The sequence below is a fragment of the Kribbella soli genome (genome assembly GCF_004331345.1).
In the GTDB taxonomy this organism is placed as follows: domain Bacteria; phylum Actinomycetota; class Actinomycetes; order Propionibacteriales; family Kribbellaceae; genus Kribbella; species Kribbella soli.
On the sequence record NZ_SJJZ01000005.1, the window covers coordinates 527,974 to 547,460 of the forward strand.

18 protein-coding genes are annotated in these 19,487 nt (G+C 68.7%); 15 read left to right on the plus strand and 3 right to left on the minus strand.

The window, feature by feature from the left end; all coding sequences use genetic code 11:
- Positions 1–55: 55 nt before the first annotated feature.
- Positions 56–667 carry an HAD family hydrolase gene (locus E0H45_RS38215; RefSeq protein ID WP_131346931.1) on the minus strand — a complete coding sequence of 204 codons (612 nt, stop codon included), beginning with the start codon at positions 665–667 and terminating at the stop codon, positions 56–58.
- Positions 668–787: 120 nt separating this feature from the next.
- Here E0H45_RS38215 and E0H45_RS38220 point away from each other — a divergent pair, with 120 nt between their 5' ends.
- From E0H45_RS38220 to rpmB, 5 genes are all read left to right on the plus strand, one after another.
- Positions 788–2,062, plus strand: coding sequence for an ABC transporter substrate-binding protein (locus E0H45_RS38220; protein ID WP_131346933.1), 1,275 nt, complete (start codon positions 788–790; stop codon positions 2,060–2,062).
- 1 nt (position 2,063) lies between these two features.
- On the plus strand, positions 2,064–3,095 hold the full coding sequence (locus E0H45_RS38225) for a carbohydrate ABC transporter permease (RefSeq protein ID WP_131346935.1): 1,032 nt from the start codon (positions 2,064–2,066) through the stop codon (positions 3,093–3,095).
- Entirely contained in the window at positions 3,085–3,912 is an 828-nt protein-coding gene (locus tag E0H45_RS38230; RefSeq protein ID WP_131346937.1) for a carbohydrate ABC transporter permease, read from the plus strand. The genes E0H45_RS38225 and E0H45_RS38230 overlap by 11 nt, the downstream gene beginning before the upstream one ends.
- A 31-nt stretch (positions 3,913–3,943) precedes the next feature.
- Positions 3,944–5,932, plus strand: coding sequence for an aldo/keto reductase (locus E0H45_RS38235; RefSeq protein WP_131346939.1), 1,989 nt, complete (start codon positions 3,944–3,946; stop codon positions 5,930–5,932).
- Positions 5,933–6,005: 73 nt separating this feature from the next.
- Positions 6,006–6,227, plus strand: coding sequence for a 50S ribosomal protein L28 (gene rpmB, locus E0H45_RS38240; RefSeq protein WP_130387610.1), 222 nt, complete (start codon positions 6,006–6,008; stop codon positions 6,225–6,227).
- A 57-nt stretch (positions 6,228–6,284) separates the two neighbouring features.
- Here rpmB and E0H45_RS38245 read toward each other — a convergent pair whose 3' ends face one another.
- Entirely contained in the window at positions 6,285–7,289 is a 1,005-nt protein-coding gene (locus tag E0H45_RS38245; RefSeq protein WP_238155629.1) for an SAM-dependent methyltransferase, read from the minus strand.
- Between the two features lie 127 nt (positions 7,290–7,416).
- On the opposite strand from E0H45_RS38245, the gene E0H45_RS38250 reads away from it, so the two are divergent.
- The 10 genes from E0H45_RS38250 to smc all read left to right on the plus strand — a co-directional run bounded on the left by E0H45_RS38250 (position 7,417) and on the right by smc (position 19,141).
- A complete protein-coding gene (locus E0H45_RS38250; RefSeq protein ID WP_131346941.1) occupies positions 7,417–9,030 on the plus strand; it encodes a DAK2 domain-containing protein in 1,614 nt (537 codons plus the stop codon).
- Positions 9,027–11,264, plus strand: coding sequence for an ATP-dependent DNA helicase RecG (gene recG, locus E0H45_RS38255; protein ID WP_131346943.1), 2,238 nt, complete (start codon positions 9,027–9,029; stop codon positions 11,262–11,264). Before E0H45_RS38250 ends, recG begins: the two co-directional genes overlap by 4 nt.
- A gap of 115 nt (positions 11,265–11,379) precedes the next feature.
- Complete coding sequence (gene rsmD, locus E0H45_RS38260) at positions 11,380–11,940, plus strand: 16S rRNA (guanine(966)-N(2))-methyltransferase RsmD (protein WP_131346945.1); 561 nt, start codon at positions 11,380–11,382, stop codon at positions 11,938–11,940.
- Positions 11,933–12,403 (plus strand): pantetheine-phosphate adenylyltransferase, encoded by a 471-nt coding sequence (gene coaD / locus E0H45_RS38265; RefSeq protein WP_131346947.1) that lies wholly within the window; start codon positions 11,933–11,935, stop codon positions 12,401–12,403. Before rsmD ends, coaD begins: the two co-directional genes overlap by 8 nt.
- Before the next feature lie 128 nt (positions 12,404–12,531).
- A complete protein-coding gene (locus E0H45_RS38270; protein ID WP_238155631.1) occupies positions 12,532–13,047 on the plus strand; it encodes a YceD family protein in 516 nt (171 codons plus the stop codon).
- A gap of 99 nt (positions 13,048–13,146) precedes the next feature.
- On the plus strand, positions 13,147–13,338 hold the full coding sequence (gene rpmF, locus E0H45_RS38275) for a 50S ribosomal protein L32 (protein WP_131346951.1): 192 nt from the start codon (positions 13,147–13,149) through the stop codon (positions 13,336–13,338).
- A gap of 15 nt (positions 13,339–13,353) precedes the next feature.
- Entirely contained in the window at positions 13,354–14,085 is a 732-nt protein-coding gene (gene rnc / locus E0H45_RS38280) for a ribonuclease III (protein WP_131291812.1), read from the plus strand.
- Positions 14,086–14,940 (plus strand): bifunctional DNA-formamidopyrimidine glycosylase/DNA-(apurinic or apyrimidinic site) lyase, encoded by an 855-nt coding sequence (gene mutM, locus E0H45_RS38285; RefSeq protein ID WP_131346953.1) that lies wholly within the window; start codon positions 14,086–14,088, stop codon positions 14,938–14,940. It begins immediately after the preceding gene.
- A gap of 188 nt (positions 14,941–15,128) precedes the next feature.
- Positions 15,129–15,284: a hypothetical protein gene (locus E0H45_RS38290; protein WP_238151152.1), complete on the plus strand. Its 156-nt coding sequence runs from the start codon at positions 15,129–15,131 to the stop codon at positions 15,282–15,284.
- 308 nt (positions 15,285–15,592) lie between these two features.
- Positions 15,593–19,141: a chromosome segregation protein SMC gene (gene smc / locus E0H45_RS38295; protein WP_131346954.1), complete on the plus strand. Its 3,549-nt coding sequence runs from the start codon at positions 15,593–15,595 to the stop codon at positions 19,139–19,141.
- An 18-nt stretch (positions 19,142–19,159) separates the two neighbouring features.
- Here smc and E0H45_RS38300 read toward each other — a convergent pair whose 3' ends face one another.
- On the minus strand, positions 19,160–19,483 hold the full coding sequence (locus tag E0H45_RS38300; protein ID WP_131346956.1) for a nuclear transport factor 2 family protein: 324 nt from the start codon (positions 19,481–19,483) through the stop codon (positions 19,160–19,162).
- Positions 19,484–19,487 lie beyond the last annotated feature (4 nt).

The window sequence follows — 19,487 nt, forward strand, 5'->3', positions numbered from 1 at the left end:
CTACGTTGTCATCTGCCGGGAGACGATGTCACAGCCTTCACGTCATCACAAGACCTCAGCCCGGAATCGGCAGGTCGTAGCGCCGAAGCAGGTCGACCAAGGCCGGTACGCCGGATGACAGGTCGTACGCCTCGGCCCGCACCCCGACGCTCGAAGCGGCCGCCACGTTGGCCACGTTGTCGTCGATGAACAGCACCGACGAAGCCGGCAGCTCCAACGCGCCGAGGATCGCCCGGAAGTACGCCGGGTCCGGCTTGGCCAGCCCGAGGTCGCACGAGTAGAACGTCCGGTCGAACCAGGCGCCGTACCCGCGCTCGTCCTGCATGATCGCCCGCCGGTACCCTTGCTGGTTGGTCGCCAGGTGGCACCCGATGCCGGCCGAACGCAGCGACTGGATGAGCGCGATCACCTCGGGCTCGGCGACGAACCAGGTCCACGGCTCGAGCGCCTCGTCGACCGATGCCGGTGAGTTCCAGCGCCGCAGTACGTCGGCCAGCGCGTCCCGGAAGTCGACTTTCCCGACCAGCGCCGGCTTCTCGGCCGCCATCAGGTCAGCGACGAATGCGTCGCCGCCGGAGGGTACGAGCGAGGTCAGCTGACCCCACCAGTCGCGATTCGGACGCTGCACGACGCCATCGGCATCAAAGAGGACTGCGCTGGGACTCATGAAACCCAATCTTGTCATCGGAGGCTTGACCGGTTCAGTCGGTATGCGCTTACCTAATGGCTACGTAAACATATGTGGACACCTTCCGGCGAAATCCAACAGAAAGCGCCAGGTGAGGCTATGACCCTGAGCAGAAGGCACTTCCTCGCTGCCGGCTCCGCTCTAGCCGCCGCGGGACTCACCGGCTGTGGTTCCCGCAGCTCGCTGGGCGGCTCGAACGAGCTCAGCATGTGGACCTGGGTCGGGTCCGTCAACGACGACCTGATCGGCCAGGCGGAGAAGTCGATTCCTGGGTACGACGGCATGAAGCTGGCGATGACCCGGATCGGCTCCAACTACAAGACCAAGGTACTGACCGCCCTGGCCGGCAAGTCTCTCGTCCCGGACATCGTCGCGATCAACGACGACGTCGCGACGTACTTCCCGAACGCCGACCAGTTCTACGACCTGAACGAGCTCGGCGCAAAGGAGCTGGAGAAGGACTTCCTGCCCTGGAAGTGGAAGTGGGGCATCACGCCGGCGGGCAAGATGATGGCCTATCCGATGGACACCGGGCCGACGGCCCTGTTCTACCGGACCGACATCTTCCAGAAGGCCGGTGTCGACATCGATCCGGCCGCGGTCGCGGGGCTCGCCCCGGACTGGGACACCTACATCGCGCTCGGCAAGAAGCTCAAGCAGGCCGTACCCGGCTCCGCGATCACCGACAACATCACCGGTATCTACTCCTACCGGATGGCGCAGCAGTCCAAGCGCTACATGACGCCGGACGGGCAGTACCTCGGCGATCAGGACCACGTCCGGCAGGCCTTCGATCTCGCCGTCCGGGTGGTCAAGGAAGGTCTCTCGGCGAACGCGCAGAACTCGACCGACAAGAACGCGGTCGTCACCAACGGCCAGCTCGTCGCGTACATCGGGGCCGTCTGGTGGGCCCAGCTCGGGCCGAAGAACGCGGCGCCGAAGACGAAGGGACTCTGGCGGGTCACGCCGGCTCCTGGTGGTGCCGGCAACAGGGGCGGGTCCTTCCTGGCGATCACGAAGTACTGCAAGAACCCGAAGGCTGCGTTCGCGTTCATCAGCTGGCTGGAGTCGGCGAAGAACCAGGCCCAGGCGTTCCTGGACCCGGTCCTGTTCCCGTCCACGCCGGCCAGCTACACCGACTCCCGGCTGAGTGCGCCCGATCCGTTCTTCGGCGGTCAGAAGATCGTCGACGTGTTCGCGGAATCCGCCAAGAAGTACCCGGGCGCCTACTTCTCGCCGTACGACAGCATCATCGACACGCCGATCAGCTCCGAACTCGTGAACGTCGAGGCCTCCGGCAAGGATCCGGATCAGGCCTGGGCCGACGCCCAGCGCCAGATCGAGCGCGAACTCACCCGAGCGGGGGCGATCTGAGATGGCTGTCACCAGCAAGACTGCGCCGGCGGCAGTCAGCAGACCGTCCACGACCGCGGAGAAGCCACCGAACAAGTACAAGCAGGCGTTCCCGCAGTACGCCGCCGTTTCGCCGTTCTTCATCCTGTTCGCGATCTTCGGTGCGTTCCCGGTGCTGTTCTCGATCTGGATCTCGTTCCACTCCTGGGACGGCATCGGGCAGATGAAGTGGGTCGGCCTGGAGCAGTACCACTACCTGCTCAGCGACGCCACGTTCTGGAAGACGATCGGCAACACGCTGCTCATCTGGGTGCTCTCGACGGTCCCGATGCTGCTGCTGGCGCTGGTGATCGCCAACGCCCTGCACAACGCGACCCGGCTGCGTACCTTCTACCGGATCGCGTACTTCATCCCGAACGTCACCTCGGTGGTCGCGATCACCCTGGTGTTCGGCTCGATCTTCAGCAACAACTTCGGCCTGCTGAACGCCTTCCTGCGCTCGATCGGAGTCGGCGAGGTCCAATGGCTGACCTCGCCGTGGGGGATCAAGATCGCGATCGCGACCATCGTCACCTGGCGCTGGGTCGGCTACAACGCGATCATCTACCTGGCCGGTCTGCAGGCGATCTCCGCCGACGTGTACGAGGCCGCCAAGGTCGACGGCGCCAGCCCGCGGCAGACGTTCTGGCGGATCACCGTCCCGATGATGCGGCCGGTCATCCTGTTCACCGCGGTCACCTCGACCATCGGCGGACTGCAGATCTTCACCGAGTCCCGCGTGCTGTTCGGCGACACCTCGAGCATCGGCGGCCCCGGCGACGCCGGCCTGACGATCGTCTCGTACCTGTACCAGAGCGCGTTCATCAAGAACCAGTTCGGGTACGGCGCCGCGGTCGGCTGGGCCCTGTTCGTCCTGATCGTGCTCTTCAGCATCATCAACTGGCGGCTGATCGGCGGAAACGACGACGAACGGCTGACCCGACGCGCCGCTCGGCGAGTGGAACGCAGGATCGCAGCCCAGAATGCCAAGAGGGAGGCCGCAGATGTCCGTTGAGCGCATTCGCACCGCCGTCGGTCACATCGTGCTGATGTTCGGCGTGCTGGTCTCGCTGTTCCCGTTCTACTGGATGGTGGTGATGGCCTCCAACACCACCCCGGACATCTTCAGCTACCCGCCGAAGCTCCTGATCGGCTCGCACCTGTTCGAGAACATGGGCAAGGTGCTCGACAACATCGACTTCTTCGGTTCGATGCTGCTCACGCTGATCGCGTCCCTCGGCGTCACGGTTCTGGTGCTGTTCTTCGACTCGCTGGCCGCGTTCGCGTTCGCGAAGTACGAGTTCCCCGGCCGGAACGTGCTGTTCGGCGTGCTGCTCGCGACCTTCATGATCCCGGCCCAGCTGTCGCTGGTGCCGCAGTTCGTGACGCTCGCCGAGTTCGGCTGGATCGGGTCGCTGAAGGCCCTCATCATCCCGGGCGCGGCGAACGCGTTCGGGATCTTCTGGATGCGCCAGTACGCCAAGGGCGCCATCCCCGACGAACTCATCTCGGCCGCCAAGGTCGACGGCGCCGGATTCTTCCGGCAGTACCTCACCGTCGGCCTGCCGGTGCTCCGGCCCGGTCTGGCCTTCCTCGGCATCTTCACCTTCATCAACGTCTGGAACGACTACCTCTGGCCGTTGATCGTGATGACCGACCCGAACCGCCTCACCCTCCAGGTCGCTCTCGACCAGCTGAACGGCATCTACGGCACCGACTACTCGATGGTGATGGCCGGTGCGCTGATGAGCGTCATCCCGCTGATCGGCGTCTTCCTGATCGGCGCCCGATCCTTCATCGCCGACCTGGCGGCGGGCGCCATGAAGTTCTGACCCAACCGACAAACCACACACGGGATCTCTTTTGACTGACCACAAGCTCCGCTGGGGCATCATCGGCACCGGCAACATCGCTTCCCGGTTCGCCAGCCAGGTGCCGACGTCGAAGACCAACGAGGTCGTCGCCGTCGGCAGCCGGTCCCTCGAATCGGCGAACACCTTCGCCGACAAGTGGGACATCGCCAACCGGCACGGTTCGTACGACGACCTGCTCGCCGACGGCACCGTCGACGCCGTCTACATCGCCACGCCGCACCCGATGCACGTCGAGTGGGCGATCAAGGCGGCCGAGGCCGGCAAGCACGTGCTGTGCGAGAAGCCGCTCGCGATCAACCGCGCCTGGGCCGAGGCGATGATCGAGGCCGCCGTACGCAATGACGTCTTCCTGATGGAGGCGTACATGTACCGGTGCCTGCCGCAGACCAAGCTGATCGCCCAACTCGTCCGCGACGGCGAGATCGGCACCGTCCACCAGATCCAGGCCACGTTCGCGTTCGCCGCCGGGTTCCGGCCGGAGAGCCGGATCTTCGCCGACGACCTGGCCGGTGGCGGCATCCTCGACGTCGGCGGCTACCCGGTGTCGATGGCCCGCCTGATCGCCGGCGCGGCGACCGGACAGCCGTACGCCGACCCGGCCGCCGTCAGCGCGGTCGGCCACGTCGGCGAGACCGGTGCCGACGAATGGACGGTGGCGACACTGTTCTTCGACGGCGGCGTCACCGCCCAGGTGAGCACCGGCGTACGGCTCGCCGACCAGAACCAGGTCCGGATCTTCGGCAGCGAGGGATACCTCGTCGTCGAGGACCCGTGGTTCGGCGGCGACGGCAAACCGACCCACGTCACCCTGCACCGGGTGGGGGAGGAGCCGCGGGACATCTCCGCGGAGCCGGCGCTGATCTACACGGCAGAGGCCGAGGCCGTGCAGGCCGCGATCCAGACCGGCGCAAAGCAGGCGCCGGAGATGACCTGGGCCGACACCCTCGGCAACCTCACGGTCCAGGACCAGTGGCGGGCCGCGATCGGGCAGCAGTACGCGAGCGAGCGGGACGACGCGATCATCCCGACCGCGACCGGACGGCCGCTGACCCGCCGCGAGGACGCCCCGATGACGTACGGCAAGGTGCCGGGCGTCGACCGGCAGGTCTCCCGGCTCGTCATGGGCGTCGACAACCAGCAGACGCTTTCGCACGCAGCGGTGGTTTTCGACGACTTCGTCGAGCGCGGCGGTACGACGTTCGACACGGCGTACATCTACGGCGGCGGACGCGGCGAGAAGCTGCTCGGGCAGTGGATGAAGTCGCGCGGCAACCGGGACGACGTCGTGGTGATCGGCAAGGGCGCGCACACGCCGTACTGCGACCCCGAATCGATCACCCGGCAGCTGGACGAGAGCCTCGAGCGCCTGCAGACCGACCACGTCGACCTGTACTTCATGCACCGCGACAACGAGGACATCCCGGTCTCGGAGTTCGTCGACGTCCTCGACGAGCACTTCAAGGCCGGGCGGATCAAGGCGTTCGGCGGCTCGAACTGGTCCACCGCGCGCTTCGACGAGGCCAACGCGTACGCCGAGGCGAACAGCAAGCAGCCGTTCACGCTGCTCAGCAACCACCTCAGCCTCGCGCGGGCGTACGACGTACCGTGGGCCGGATGCCGGCACGTGGCCGATGACGAGTCGCAGAAATGGCTGCGCGAGCGGCAGGTCTCGCTGTTCCCGTGGTCGAGCCAGGCGCGCGGGTTCTTCACCGGACGGGCCAAGCCGGAGGACACCTCGGACCAGGAGCTCGTGCGTTGCTTCTACTCCGACGAGAACTTCCGCCGGCTGGACCGGGCACGGGAGTTGGCGAAGGCCAAGGGAGTCGAGCCGACCGCGATCGCTTTGGCGTGGTTGCTGCACCAGCCGTATCCTGTATTTCCGCTGATCGGGCCGCGGCACGTCAGCGAAACCCGGACCTCGACTCCGGGGCTCTCGGTGTCCTTGACGGACGACGAAGTGGCCTACCTCACTGCCTGACAGCCAAATTGGTGGGGCGCTGACACGCATGTAACATGGTCTGTCGGTGTCACGACCCTGAACACGGAGAATCATGTCTAAGAAGTGCGATGTCTGCGGCAAGCAGCCGACGTTCGGCAACAGCGTTGCCCGCCTGGGTAAGGGCGCGATGATCCGGCGGGTCAAGGCTCGTACGCCCCGCCGGTTCAACCCCAACATCCAGCCGGTCCGCGCGATCATCAAGGGCACGCCCACCAAGATGAAGGTGTGCACCTCCTGCATCAAGGCCGGCAAGGTCCAGCGCGTCGTCGGCTGACCTGAAGCTTTCCTCCGTGTAGGGCCTTCGACCAGGCGCCCGGTTCACCCCGGGCGCCTAGTCGTGTTTGCGTGCGACCACGGTGATCTCGTTCCGGTTGTGGTGCAGCTGACGAGCGTGGAGTACGTCGTACCGCTCGCCGAGGACCTCGATACCGCGGCGGGCGCCGTCGAGCGGGTTTCTGCCGCCGCCTTTCAGCGTCACGATCGCGAGACCGCCGCGGCGCAGGTGCGCCGCTGCGTCGAGCATCATCCGGGCGCTCGTCACCTGGTCCATCCGCATGTCGTTCACCGCCACGTCGAAGCGGACCCGGTTCGCGGCGAAGAACCGGCCCGCCGTCGTCGCCTCGTGATGGATCCGGCGATCACCGCGCAGCCGCGGATCCAGCGAACCCGGGTCGACCGACCACACCTCCTGCCCGTACTGCCGGAGGATCCGCGTCCACCCACCGGGTGAGGCGCCGAGGTCGACTGCCTTGCCGCCCCGCGGCAGCTCCAGCCCGAAGGTCGCGATCGCCTCTTCCAGCTTGAACTCGGACCGCGATACCCGCTCGTCACCCCGAGCCAGCCGCATCCGCCCGCCCGGCCAGTCCGACAGGCTGTCCGCGAGCCGGTTCAGCCCGAGCAGCACCGCTTTGCGCCCCGCGAAGCACGAGACGACGTACTCCTGCCCGGAGCGCGTGACGGCCACCCCGCGGCCGTCCAGCGCTTCCTCCAGGCGGTGGTAGTACGACCCGCCGGTGCCGGCCGCGTCGGTCCAGGCCTGTACGGCGAGCGCCTTCGGGTACTCGGGCAGCTCGCCCAGCACCAGCTCGGCCAGCTCGTACTCCGGCGGCAGCTCCTCGAAGCTCGCGATCTCCACCGTCAGATGCCGGACGAACATGATCCGCCCCGCATCACACGCCGCCGCCAGCTCCCGCACCGAGGGCCCGTCGACCCGCCCAAGCTCCGCGCCGACCCGCTGCACCCGCACGTCCCGCCCGAACTCGCCCCGGATCTCCCGCACAGCCAACTCGTAACTGTCGGCCGCGGCCGAGAACAACACACTCCTGCCGCCGCTCACCCGGGAACCGTACCGAACGACTGGACGTAGTCGCGTACGTATACGCCGCCGCACGCCTGCAAGCCGCGCCGAACTCACCCCGGACGGGACCACTACCTGTCCTTCGGTACGCGTTAGCCTTCCGGGCGTGGAGGAATTGACCGTTGACGTGCTGCGGGCCTGGGCCCGGACCGCACTGGCCGATCTGGCTCGGGCCCGGACCGAGATCGACGAGCTGAACGTGTACCCGGTGCCGGACGGCGACACCGGCACCAACCTCTACCTGACCTGGGAAGCCGCCTGCGACGCGCTGCCCAAGGGCGAACTGACCTTCACCGAGGCGATCCAGGCCTTCGGTCGCGGCGCACTGCTCGGCGCCCGTGGCAACTCCGGCGTGATCACCTCCCAGCTGATCCGCGCCTTCGGCCTCCGCCTCGACGAGAACCTCCCGCACCACCAGACAGACGGCGTCCTGGCCGATCCCCGGATGAGCGAGGCCGCCGCCTTCGCCGACGCGCTCAAGTACGCCGCCGACGCCGCCTACGGGGCCGTCGCGCAGCCCGTCGAAGGCACCATGCTCACCGTCGCCCGCGCCGCCGCCACCGGCGCGATGACCGCCGCGAACGACGGCAAGGCCCTCGCCGACGTCTGCCTCGCCGCGGTCGCCTCCGCCCGCCAGGCCCTCACCAGGACGACCGACCAGCTCGACGTACTGCGGCATGCGGGCGTCGTCGACGCCGGAGGAGCAGGTCTCGTCGTGATCCTGGGCGCGATGGAATCGGTGCTCACCGGGCAGCACGTGCGGGTCGACGTACCGGCCAGAGTCGAGCCACAGGGCGAGAGCGCCGAGAGCCAGGACGGGCCCGCGTACGAGGTGATGTACCTGCTCGACGCGCCCGACGACAAGGTCGGCGACTTCCGGCAGACCCTCGCCGCGCTCGGCGACTCGGTCGTCGTGGTCGGCGGCGACGGGCTCTGGAACGTCCACGTCCACACCGACGACGTCGGCGCGGCGATCGAGCAGGGCATCGACATCGGCCGCCCGTACCGGATCCGCGTCACCCACTTCGACGACCAGGCCCATCACCACGAACCCGCCCCCGGCCGTGCGGTGATCGCGGTCGTGGCCGGCGACGGACTTGCCGGCCTGTTCGCCGAGGCCGGCGCCCGGATCATCCGCGGCGCCCCCGGCCGCCGCTGCTCCACCGGCGAACTGCTCCAGGCGATCGAGCAGTCGCAGGCGCCCGAGATCGTGATCCTGCCGAACGACCAGGACTCCATCGCGGTCGCCGAGGCGGCGGCCACCGCCGCCCGCCAGGACGGGATCCGGGTCGCGGTGATCCCCACCCGAGCCCAGGTCCAGGGGCTCGCGGCGATCGCCGTCCACGACCCGGACCGCAGCTTCGACGACGACGTCGTCCACCTCTCGGCCGCCGCCGGGCAGACCCGGCACGGCGCCGTCACGATCGCGGTCAAGGACGCCTGGACGATGGCCGGCCGGTGCCGGATCGGCGACGCGCTCGGAGTCGTCGACGGCGACTTCGCGCTGATCACCGGGGACCTGGAGGAGGCGGCGCTGGAAGTCGTCGACCGGTTGCTCGGCGGCGGTGGCGAGCTGCTCACGATCGTCACCGGCCGGGACGCCGACCCGGCGCTGGCCGACGCCGTGGAGCGGCACGTACGCCGGCAACGCAAAGATGTCGATGTCGTGGTGTACGACGGAGGACAGGACAGGTATCCGCTCCTGATCGGGGTCGAATGAAAACGGATATGGACCGCAAGCTCCGGGACTTCCTCGGGGCCAAGACCGCCAAGACCTTCGCGGACGTGCTCGAGATCGAGACCGTCGGCGAGCTGCTGCGGCACTACCCGCGGCGGTACCTGAAGAAGGGCGAGCTGACCCCGTTCGACGAACTCGAGGTCGGCGACCAGGCGACCGTCAGCGGCCGGGTCAAGAAGGTCACGGCCCGCGCGCTGGACACCAAGGTCGAGATCCGGCCCGACGACGTCTACAAGTTCCGCAAGAAGCGGACGATCACCAAGGTCGTGGTCACCGACGGCCGCAACGACCTGGAGCTGGCGTTCTTCAACCAGCCCTGGCTGCTGACCAAACTGACCCCCGGCACCGCCGCCCTGTTCTGGGGCGAGGTGACGATGTTCCGCGACATCATGCAGCTGAAGGGCCCCGGCACCGAGATCCTCGACGAGGAAGACCTCACCGAGGCCGAGATCGAACGCCGGGCGCGGCCGTTCCGCCCGCTCTACCCGGCGACCGCGAAGTTGCCGACCGCAACGATCGAGCGCTCGATCAAGATCGTCCTGGACAGCCTCGACGACCGGGTCGACGACCCCGTCCCGGACGTGGTCCTGCGCAACGAGAAGCTGCTCGGTCTCCGGGACGCCCTGCAGAAGGTGCATCTTCCGGATACCGAGAAGGACATCAACGACGCGCAGCAGCGGTTCCGGTTCGAGGAAGCGCTGGTGATGCAGACGATCCTCGCCCAGCGCCGCGCGGTGATGGACGCGCAGAGCGCCGTACCGCGGCCGCGGCAGGCCGGTGCGCTGCTCGACGACTTCGATCAGCGGCTGCCGTTCGAGCTGACCGAAGGGCAGGCCGAGGTGGGGGAGGAGATCTTCGCCGACCTCGCCCGGCCGCACCCGATGCACCGGTTGCTGCAAGGCGAGGTCGGCTCCGGCAAGACCGTGGTCGCGCTGCGGGCGATGCTGTCCGTGGTCGACAACGGCGGCCAGGCGGCCCTGCTCGCGCCGACCGAGGTGCTGGCCGTCCAGCACCACAAGACGCTCACCAAGATGCTCGGCGACCTGGCCGAGCAGGGCATGCTCGGCGGCGCGGAACGCGCCACCAAGATCGGTCTGCTGACCGGTTCGCTGAACGCGGCCTCCCGCCGTACGGCGATGCTCGACGCGGCCAGCGGCGCCGCCGGGATCGTGGTCGGGACGCACGCCCTGCTCGAGGACAAGGTCCAGTTCGCGGATCTCGGGCTCGTGGTGGTCGACGAGCAGCACCGGTTCGGGGTCGAGCAGCGGGCCGCGCTGAGCGCGAAATCCGGTGAGAACACGCCGCACGTGCTGGTGATGACCGCGACACCGATCCCGCGGACAGTGGCGATGACGGTGTTCGGCGACCTCGCGGTCTCGACGCTCACCCAGCTGCCGGCCGGGCGGTCGCCGATCCAGTCGTCGGTGGTCCCTGCCAAGGAGCGGCCGGACTGGCTGCAGCGGGCCTGGGCGCGCGTCCGCGAGGAGGTCGGCAAGGGCCACCAGGCGTACGTCGTCTGCCCGCGGATCGGGGACGACGTCAAGAACGCGAAGGACGAGGAAGGCGAGCTCCTCGAAACCGATGAGGGCGGGAAGAAGCAGGCCCGTCCGCCGATCTCGGTGATGCAGGTATCCGAGGCGCTCGCGGAGATCCTGTACGACCTGCGCGTCGAGATCCTGCACGGGCGACTGCCGGCCGAGGAGAAGGACGCGGTGATGTCCCGGTTCGCGGCCGGGGACATCGACGTACTGATCGCGACCACGGTCATCGAGGTCGGGGTCGACGTACCGAACGCCTCGACGATGGTGATCATGGACGCCGACCGGTTCGGCATCTCGCAGCTCCACCAGCTGCGCGGCCGGGTCGGGCGGGGCAAGGTTCCCGGCCTGTGCCTGCTGGTCACGGACCTATGGGCGGGCTCCAGGTCGTACGGGCGCCTGGACGCGGTCGCGTCGACGACCGACGGGTTCGAGCTGTCTCGGATCGACCTGGAGACCCGCCGCGAGGGCGACGTGCTCGGTGTGGCGCAGTCCGGGCGACGTAGCAGCCTCAAACTGCTCAGCGTGCTGCGGGACGAGGACATCATCCTCGCGGCCCGGCACGAGGCGACCAGGATCGTCGGGGTGGACCCCGCCCTGTCCGAGTTCCCGGAGCTGCTCGCGATCGTCCGAAGCGCCCTGCAGTCCGAGACCACGGAGTACCTGGAGAAAACGTGACTGTGTTGAATGCCGCGCCTCCGGCGCGGGGGCCACGGGGCTTTGCCTCCCGTTCTTCCCTCGTCGCTCCGGTCGCTTCGCTCCCTGCGCTCCTCAGTCCAGAACGGGAGGCCCCGTGACACGGGTCATCGGCGGCGCGGCCGGTGGGCGGCGGATCGTCGTACCGCCGGGGAGTGGGACGCGGCCGACGGCGGACCGGGTGCGCGAGGCGCTGTTCTCGTCGCTGGAGTCGGAGTTCGGCAGCTTCCACGGGCTCGCGGTCCTCGACCTGTACGCCGGATCCGGCGCGATCGGGCTGGAGGCGCTGTCCCGGGGTGCCGCGAAGATCGTGCTGGTCGAATCGGACCGGAAAGCGGCCGAGGTGATCGCGGCCAACATCAGGGTCGTGGGGCTGCCGGGAGCGACGCTCCTGACCCGGCCGGTGGAGAAGGTGACAGCGGGTGACGCTCCCGCGGTGTTCGACCTCGTCTTCGCGGATCCGCCGTACAAGTTGGAGACGGCCGAGTTGCAGGACGTGCTGACCGACCTGGTGGCGCACGGCTGGCTCGCCGACGACGCGGTCGTGGTCGTCGAACGCGGGAAACGGGAGCCGTGGGACTGGCCCGAGGGGTTCGCCGCGCTGCGGGACCGCAAGTACGGCGAGGCGCGCCTTTGGTACGGTCACCGCCATGGTTAAGGCGGTCTTTCCAGGGACGTTCGACCCGCCCACGGTCGGGCACCTCGACATCATCACCCGGGCGGCCGCTGCCTTCGACGAGCTGATCGTCGCGACCGGGGTGAACCAGTCGAAGAACCGGCTGTTCGAGCCGCAGGAGCGGATCGAGATGCTCACCGAGCTGGTCGAGCCGTTCCCGAACGTCCGGATCGGCACGTTCGAAGGGCTCCTGGTCGACTACTGCCGGGCCGAGGGCGCCGGCGTCATCGTGAAGGGCCTGCGCTCGGCCGCCGACTACGACTACGAGCTGCAGATGGCGCAGCTGAACCGGCGGATGACCGGCGTCGACACGCACTTCCTGCCGACCGCCCCGGAAAACGCCTTCATCTCCTCCAGTTGGGTCAAGGAGATCGCCCGCCTCGGCGGCGACGTCAGCACATTCGTGACGCCGGCTGTTCACGCACGGTTACTGAACACTCTGTGAGTGTCCCCGGATTGGGCGCAACGCCGCGGAGTTGGTAGTGTTGATCACCGGTCTCGACGAGACCGAGTTCTTGCCTGCCTACGCCTGAAAGGGATGTCCTGAGCGTCTTGGACCCGCGGTCCCCACTCGTGATCGACACGCACGAGCTGAGCCGCCGAGCTGGGTCCCAACGCGAAGTCACCTTCTCGGGCCCGGCACCGGCGGATCTCGGAATCGACGTGATCGGCGTCCCCGAAGGCGATCCGATCCAGTTCGATCTACGGCTGGAAGCGGTGGTCGAAGGGGTGCTCGTCACCGGAACGGCCCATGGCCGTCTGGTCGGGGAGTGCGCGCGGTGCCTGGTCGATATCGAGGACGAGTTCCTCGCTGACGTCCAGGAGCTGTACGTCTACCCGGAGAGCGAAGCCGAGCCGGACGAGGCCAGCCGGATGGAGGGCGATCTGATCGACCTCGAGCCGGCGCTGAGGGACCAGGTGGTGCTCGCACTGCCGTTCCAGCCGTTGTGTACGGACGACTGTCCGGGTCTGTGCCCCGACTGCGGGGTACGCCTGGCGGACGAGCCCGGCCACAAACACGAGGACGGGTCCGACCCACGCTGGGCCGCCCTCGGCGGACTGCTCACGCAGGACGAGCAGGACAACTGAAAACAGCTCCACCGCAACACCGAAGTACCGAACCACCGAAATCGTCAGACTGAGCCGGCCGGGTCCACCAGCCCCCGGCCGAACCGAGGAGTCATAACCGTGGCCGTTCCGAAGCGGAAGATGTCGCGCAGCAACACCCGGAGCCGCCGGGCGCAGTGGAAGACGACTGCCCCGTCGCTGGTCACCTGCGTGAACCCCGCCTGCCGCTCGAAGCACCTGCAGCACACCGTTTGCCCGAACTGCGGCCAGTACGGCGCCAAGGGCGAGCGTCGCCAGGTCGTCGAGAGCTAAACGGCCACCTTCACAGTGAACTCTGCCAACGAAACGGGGCTCTACGCCGAGCTGAACCAGCGGCTCGGCGTATCGCTGGCTGACGAACTGCTGGAGCACGCCTTCACCCACCGCTCGTACGCGTACGAGAACGGCGGGCTGCCGACGAACGAGCGGCTGGAGTTCCTCGGGGACTCCGTGCTCGGCGTCATCGTCACGGAGTCGTTGTTCCGGAACCACCCGGACCTGTCCGAGGGCCGACTGGCCAAGCTACGGGCCGCGGTGGTCAACATGCGTGCGCTCGCGGGTGTCGCCCGCGAGCTCAAGCTGGGCAAGTACCTGCGGCTCGGCCGCGGCGAAGAAGCCACCGGCGGCCGGGACAAGTCGTCGATCCTTGCCGACTGCGTCGAGGCGCTGATCGGTGCCGTGTACCTGGACCGCGGCTTCGAGGTCGCGGGCGGGGTCGTGCACCGGCTGTTCGACGACCTGATGGAGTCGTCGGCCCGGCTCGGCGCCGGCCTGGACTGGAAGACGTCGCTGCAGGAGCTGGTGGCCCAGCTCGGCGTCGGCGTCCCGGAGTACGTGATCGCGGAGTCCGGACCGGACCACGCGAAGACGTTCGAGGCGCGGGTCCGGATCGGCTCCGACACCTACGGCCACGGCATTGGCCGCAGCAAGAAGGAAGCCGAGCAGCAGGCCGCCGAGACCGCCTGGAAGGCCCTGCGCGCCGCGCATCCCGACAGCACGGATCCCTCGCAGCAGCCCTGAGTGCCTGAGCTTCCCGAGGTAGAAGTCGTCCGGCGGGGCCTGGTGGATTTCCTCACCGGGCGGACCGTCGAGACCGTCGAGGTGCTGCACCCCCGCCCGGTACGGCGTCATGCCGCCGGGCCGGAGGACTTCGTGTCCCGGCTCAAGGGGCAGGTTTTCGCGGAGCCGGCGCGTCGCGGCAAGTACCTGTGGCTGCCGTTGACGTCCGGTGACGCGGTATTGACCCACCTCGGAATGAGCGGCCAGTTCCGGGTCCAGCCGGTCGGCGCGCCCGACGAACCGCATCTGAGGGTCCGGTTCCGGTTCGCCGACGACGGCGGAGAGGTCCGTTTTGTGGACCAGCGGATGTTCGGTGGTCTGTCGTACTCCGAGGGCGGTGCCGAACTGCCCGCCGAGATCGCCCACATCGCCCGCGACCCGTTCGATCCTCTGTTCGATCCGGAGCTGGCGACGGCGAAGATCCGCCGCCGCCGGACCGGGCTCAAACGAGCGCTGCTGGACCAGACCGCGATCAGCGGGATCGGCAACATCTACGCCGACGAAGCGTTGTGGCGGGCCAAGCTGCACTACGCCCGGGCGACAGAAACGCTGAAACCCTTACAAATAAAGGGAATCCTCGACCAGGCGCAGGCCGTGATGGCCGAGGCACTGACCGTTGGTGGCACCAGCTTCGACGCGCTGTACGTCAACGTGAACGGGGAATCCGGGTACTTCGAGCGCGGCCTGAACGTCTACGGGCAGGAGGGATCGCCGTGCCCGCGGGACGGCCGGCCGATCCGTCGCGAGCCGTTCATGAACCGTTCGTCGTACCGGTGCCCGAAATGTCAGCCGGTCCCGCGGCACGTCCGCTGGTGAGCGAGGTATCGTTAATAACCGTGGCCCAGGTTGACCCGTCGCCCTCGCCGGTGTCACCCTGAAAGACGGCACACATTTTCGGCGCTCCCTGATGACCCCGATACGGAGCGCGACCGGCCAGAACCCTTCCGGAGGACAGCACAATGGCCAAGGCTCTTCTAGGGCATCTTGGAGGCACTGACCCGCGCATGCTCGAGCAGGTTCGTCTGCTCAACCGGCGCGTCGCAGATCTGGAGGCGCACGTGATGCGGCTCCAGGCAGAGAACGACCACCTGGTGGCCCAGATCCACGAGGGTCGGCTGCTCACCGTCGACGAGGCACTGCGCACCCCCGCTTCCGTCTGACGCACCAGAGCAACAATCTCGACCGTCCGCACTAAGCTGCAACGCTCGCGGAACGGCGGTGGCCCCCGTCCGGGCCTCCGCCGCCGCAGTATGTGACAGCACTGTAGGTTCACTTGATGTTGTGCACCCACGATCGCCGGCCATCTCTCAACGGCCTGGCCTCCGCTGGATTACGCAAATCTGTTTGTAGACTGCGAAGCGGAACACCTTCCCCCGGGTAGCGGCAGCGTGACGTTCAGCTACGGCGGTTCCTTCGGTACCGTCTGTCCTTTCACGGGTTGGAGAGCTTCGCCTTGTACCTGAAGAGCATGACGCTCCGGGGCTTCAAGTCGTTCGCGTCCGCGACGACGATGAACTTCGAACCAGGCATCACCTGCATCGTCGGGCCGAACGGCTCCGGCAAGTCCAACGTCGTCGACGCGCTGGCCTGGGTGATGGGTGAGCAGGGCGCCAAGTCGCTGCGCGGCGGCAAGATGGAGGACGTCATCTTCGCCGGCACCTCCGGCCGCGCCCCGCTGGGCCGCGCCGAGGTGGTGCTCACCATCGACAACACCGACGGCGCGCTGCCGATCGAGTACGCCGAGGTGACGATCAGCCGGACGATGTTCCGCAACGGCGGGTCCGACTACCAGATCAACGGCCAGAACTGCCGCCTGCTCGACGTCCAGGAGCTGCTCAGCGACTCCGGTATCGGCCGCGAGATGCACGTCATCGTCGGTCAGGGCCAGCTGGACTCGATCCTGCGCGCCACGCCGGAAGGCCGCCGCGGGTTCGTCGAGGAGGCCGCCGGCGTCCTGAAGCACCGCAAGCGCAAGGAAAAGGCGATCCGGAAGCTGGAGGCCACCGAGGGCAACCTGCACCGGCTCGGGGACCTGATCCAGGAGATCCGCCGCCAGTTGAAACCCCTCGGGCGCCAGGCGGAGGTCGCGCGCCGGGCGGTGACGATCCAGGCGGAGGTCCGGGACGGCCGCGCGCGGCTGCTCGCCGACGACATCGTGCAGGCGCAGTCCGCGCTCGAGGCGGAGCTGCGGGACGAGGCCGCGCTCACGCAGCGGCGTACCGAGACCGAGGCCAAGCTGCGCGAGGCCCGCGAGCTCGAGGCCGAGCTGGAGGACGCGCTCCGCGAGGACGCGCCGGCCCTGCAGGCCGCCCAGGACACCTGGTACCAGCTGTCCGGCTTCGGCGAGAAGATCAAAGGTACGGCGCGGATCGCCGCGGACCGGATCCGGTCGCTGAACGACGAGGCCGAGGACGGCCCGCGCTCGGGCCGGGATCCCGAGGAACTCGAACTGGAAGCGGCCCGGGTCCGCGAGACCGAGGCGCAGATCGAGGCCGAGGTCGAGGCGCATTCCGAGCTGCTCGCCGAGTCCGTCGAGCGCCGCCAGCAGCTGGAAGCCCAGGAGGCCGAGGAGGAGCGCCGGATCTCGGCGCTGATCCGGGCCGCCGCGGACCGCCGCGAAGGGCTCGCCCGGCTGACCGGCCAGGTGAACGCGCTGAAGAGCCGCGCGGCCGCCGCCGAGTCCGAGATCGGCCGGCTCGCCAACAACCGGCACGAGGCCGAGCAGCGGGCCGCGAAGGCTCAGCACGACTTCACCGCGCTGGAGACCCAGGTCGCCGGGCTGGACGCCGGCGAGAAGGGGCTTGACGACCAGTACGAGGCTGCCCAGGCAGTGCTCGACGAGCTGGACGAGCGGCTGGCGAAGCTGCGGGCCGAGGAGCGTGACGCCGAGCGTGAGCGCACCGGTCTGGCCGCGCGGAAGGAAGCGCTCGAGCTCGGTCTGAACCGTAAGGACGGGGCCGGCGCGCTGCTGGCCGCCTCGGAGCAGGTCAACGGGCTGATGGGCTCGGTCGCCGCCCTGCTGAGCGTGCGGTCCGGGTACGAGACCGCGATCGCCGCGGCGCTCGGCGAGGCCGCGGACGCGGTCGCCGTCACCCACACCGACGCGGCGCTGCACGCCGTCGGTCACCTCAAGGAGCACGATCTCGGTCGCGCCGGGATGCTCCTCGGAGACGCCCCGGCCGACGACTACGCCATGTGGCCGGTGCTGCCGTACGGCGCGTCGTACGCCGTGGATGTCGTGGAATGCCCGGAGACCCTGCGGCCCGCCCTGCGGCGGCTGCTGCGCAAGGTCGCGGTCGTCGACGACGTGGACGCGGCGCGGTCCCTGCTACGGAACCTGCCCGACGTCACGTGTACGACGCGCGTCGGCGACGTACTCGGAGCGCATTTCGCGTACGGCGGGTCGGACGCGGCACCCAGCCTGATCGAGGTCCAGTCCGCGGTCGACGAGGCGGCGGAGAAGCTGACCGAGGCGACGGCGCGGAGCGAGCGGCTGCGGTTCGAGCTGCAGGGCCTCGAGGACGAGCGGAGCCGGCAGAAGGAGTCAGTCGAGATTACGCTGGCCCGGCTGCACGAGTCGGACGCGTCGATGGCGGCCGTGGCCGAGCAGCTCGGGCACTTCGGGTCGCTGGCGAAGGCGTCTCGCGGCGAGGCGGAGCGGATGGCCGAGGCGATCGCCGCCGCCGAGGAGGAACGCGACCGGAACCTGTCCGGTCTGGCCGAGCTCGAAGAGCGGCTGACGGACGCTGAGGCGTTCGACGAGGACGGCGACGAGCCTGACACGTCGCAGCGCGACCGGCTGGCCGAGGAGGCCAAGGCCGGTCGCGCGGCCGAGATGGAGGCGCGGCTGGCGCTGCGGACCACCGAGGAGCGGGCCCGGGCGCTGTCCGGTCGCGCGGACTCGCTGGAGCGCGCGGCCCGGCAGGAGCGCGAGGCACGGGCCCGGTCGATCGCGCGGGCGGCACGCCGGGCGCGGCAGGCCGAGGCGGCGAACGCCGTACACCTGGCTGCTGGTCACGTGCTGGCGCGGCTGGAGTCGTCGCTGCAGCTGGCGGCGTCCGAGCGGGCGGCGATCCAGGCGCAGCGGGCCGACCGGGAGCAGGCGCTCTCCCAGGCCCGCTCCGCGACGCGGAACCTCAGCTCCGAGCTGGAGCAGCTCACCAACACCGTGCACCGGGACGCGCTGGCCCGTGCCGAGCAGAAGATGCGCCTGGAGCAGCTGTACGAGAAGGCGCTCGGCGAGCTCGGTATCGAGGTGGACGCGCTGGTCACGGAGTACGGACCGGACCAGCTGGTGCCGCCGCTGCCCAAGGCCGGTGACGACGACACCCTCGAGCTCGAGGCCGAGCCGTTCAACCGGACCAAGGTCGAGAAGCGGCTCAAGCAGGCCGAGCGGGCGCTGAACCAGCTCGGCAAGATCAACCCGCTCGCGCTCGAGGAGTTCGAGGCGATGGAGGAGCGGCACCGGTTCCTCTCCGAACAGCTCGAGGACCTGAAGAAGTCCCGGCGCGACCTGATGGACATCGTCAAGGAGGTCGACGACCGCGTCGAGCAGGTCTTCACCGAGGCGTACCGGGACGTCGAGATCGCGTTCGAGCACGTCTTCAGCCGGCTGTTCCCGGGTGGTGAAGGCCGGCTGGTGCTGACCGACCCCGACGACATGCTTTCCACGGGTATCGACGTCGAGGCCCGTCCGCCGGGCAAGAAGGTCAAGCGACTGTCGCTGCTGTCCGGTGGTGAGCGGTCGCTGGTCGCGGTCGCGTTCCTGGTCGCGCTGTTCAAGGCCCGCCCGTCGCCGTTCTACATCCTCGACGAGGTCGAGGCCGCGCTGGACGACACCAACCTCGGCCGCCTCCTGGAGATCTACGAGGAGCTCCGCGAGAACAGCCAGCTCCTGGTCATCACCCACCAGAAGCGCACCATGGAGGTTGCCGACGCCCTGTACGGCGTCACCATGCGCGGCGACGGCGTCTCCGCGGTCATCTCGCAACGGATCCGCGAACCCGAACCGGTCTAGGGCCTGTCGAGCGGCCGATCAGGCAGTGATGGTCATCGAGGCGAGTTCGTCGTTGGTGGTCTCGAAGGTGAAGTGGGACGGGCCGTTGAAGCCGTCGCCACCTACCTGGGTGAGGATCGTCAGCGGGTTGCCGGCGGTGGTGACCTGGGTGTCGGTGAAGGTGACGCGTTTGCCGATCAGTTCGTTGTCGCTCCAGGAGCGGATCCGGTCGTGGCCGCGGAACTCGCGGCCCCAGTCGTTCACGTAGCCGTCCGCGGCGAACGCCGCCACGAACGCGTCGTTGTCCAGGGCGTCGATCGCGTCGAGCGCGCGCTGGACCGCTGCGGGAATCTCTTGGCTCATGCCG

Bases quoted from the DNA above. Each gene is read 5' to 3' on its own strand.
- smc (WP_131346954.1), top strand. From the start codon at position 15,593: ATGACGCTCCGGGGCTTCAAGTCGTTCGCGTCCGCGACGACGATGAAC.
- coaD (WP_131346947.1), top strand. From the start codon at position 11,933: ATGGTTAAGGCGGTCTTTCCAGGGACGTTCGACCCGCCCACGGTCGGG.
- E0H45_RS38220 (WP_131346933.1), top strand. From the start codon at position 788: ATGACCCTGAGCAGAAGGCACTTCCTCGCTGCCGGCTCCGCTCTAGCC.
- recG (WP_131346943.1), top strand. From the start codon at position 9,027: ATGAAAACGGATATGGACCGCAAGCTCCGGGACTTCCTCGGGGCCAAG.
- E0H45_RS38215 (WP_131346931.1), bottom strand. From the start codon at position 667: ATGAGTCCCAGCGCAGTCCTCTTTGATGCCGATGGCGTCGTGCAGCGT.
- E0H45_RS38225 (WP_131346935.1), top strand. From the start codon at position 2,064: ATGGCTGTCACCAGCAAGACTGCGCCGGCGGCAGTCAGCAGACCGTCC.
- E0H45_RS38300 (WP_131346956.1), bottom strand. From the start codon at position 19,483: ATGAGCCAAGAGATTCCCGCAGCGGTCCAGCGCGCGCTCGACGCGATC.
- E0H45_RS38290 (WP_238151152.1), top strand. From the start codon at position 15,129: ATGCTCGAGCAGGTTCGTCTGCTCAACCGGCGCGTCGCAGATCTGGAG.
- rpmB (WP_130387610.1), top strand. From the start codon at position 6,006: ATGTCTAAGAAGTGCGATGTCTGCGGCAAGCAGCCGACGTTCGGCAAC.
- E0H45_RS38230 (WP_131346937.1), top strand. From the start codon at position 3,085: ATGTCCGTTGAGCGCATTCGCACCGCCGTCGGTCACATCGTGCTGATG.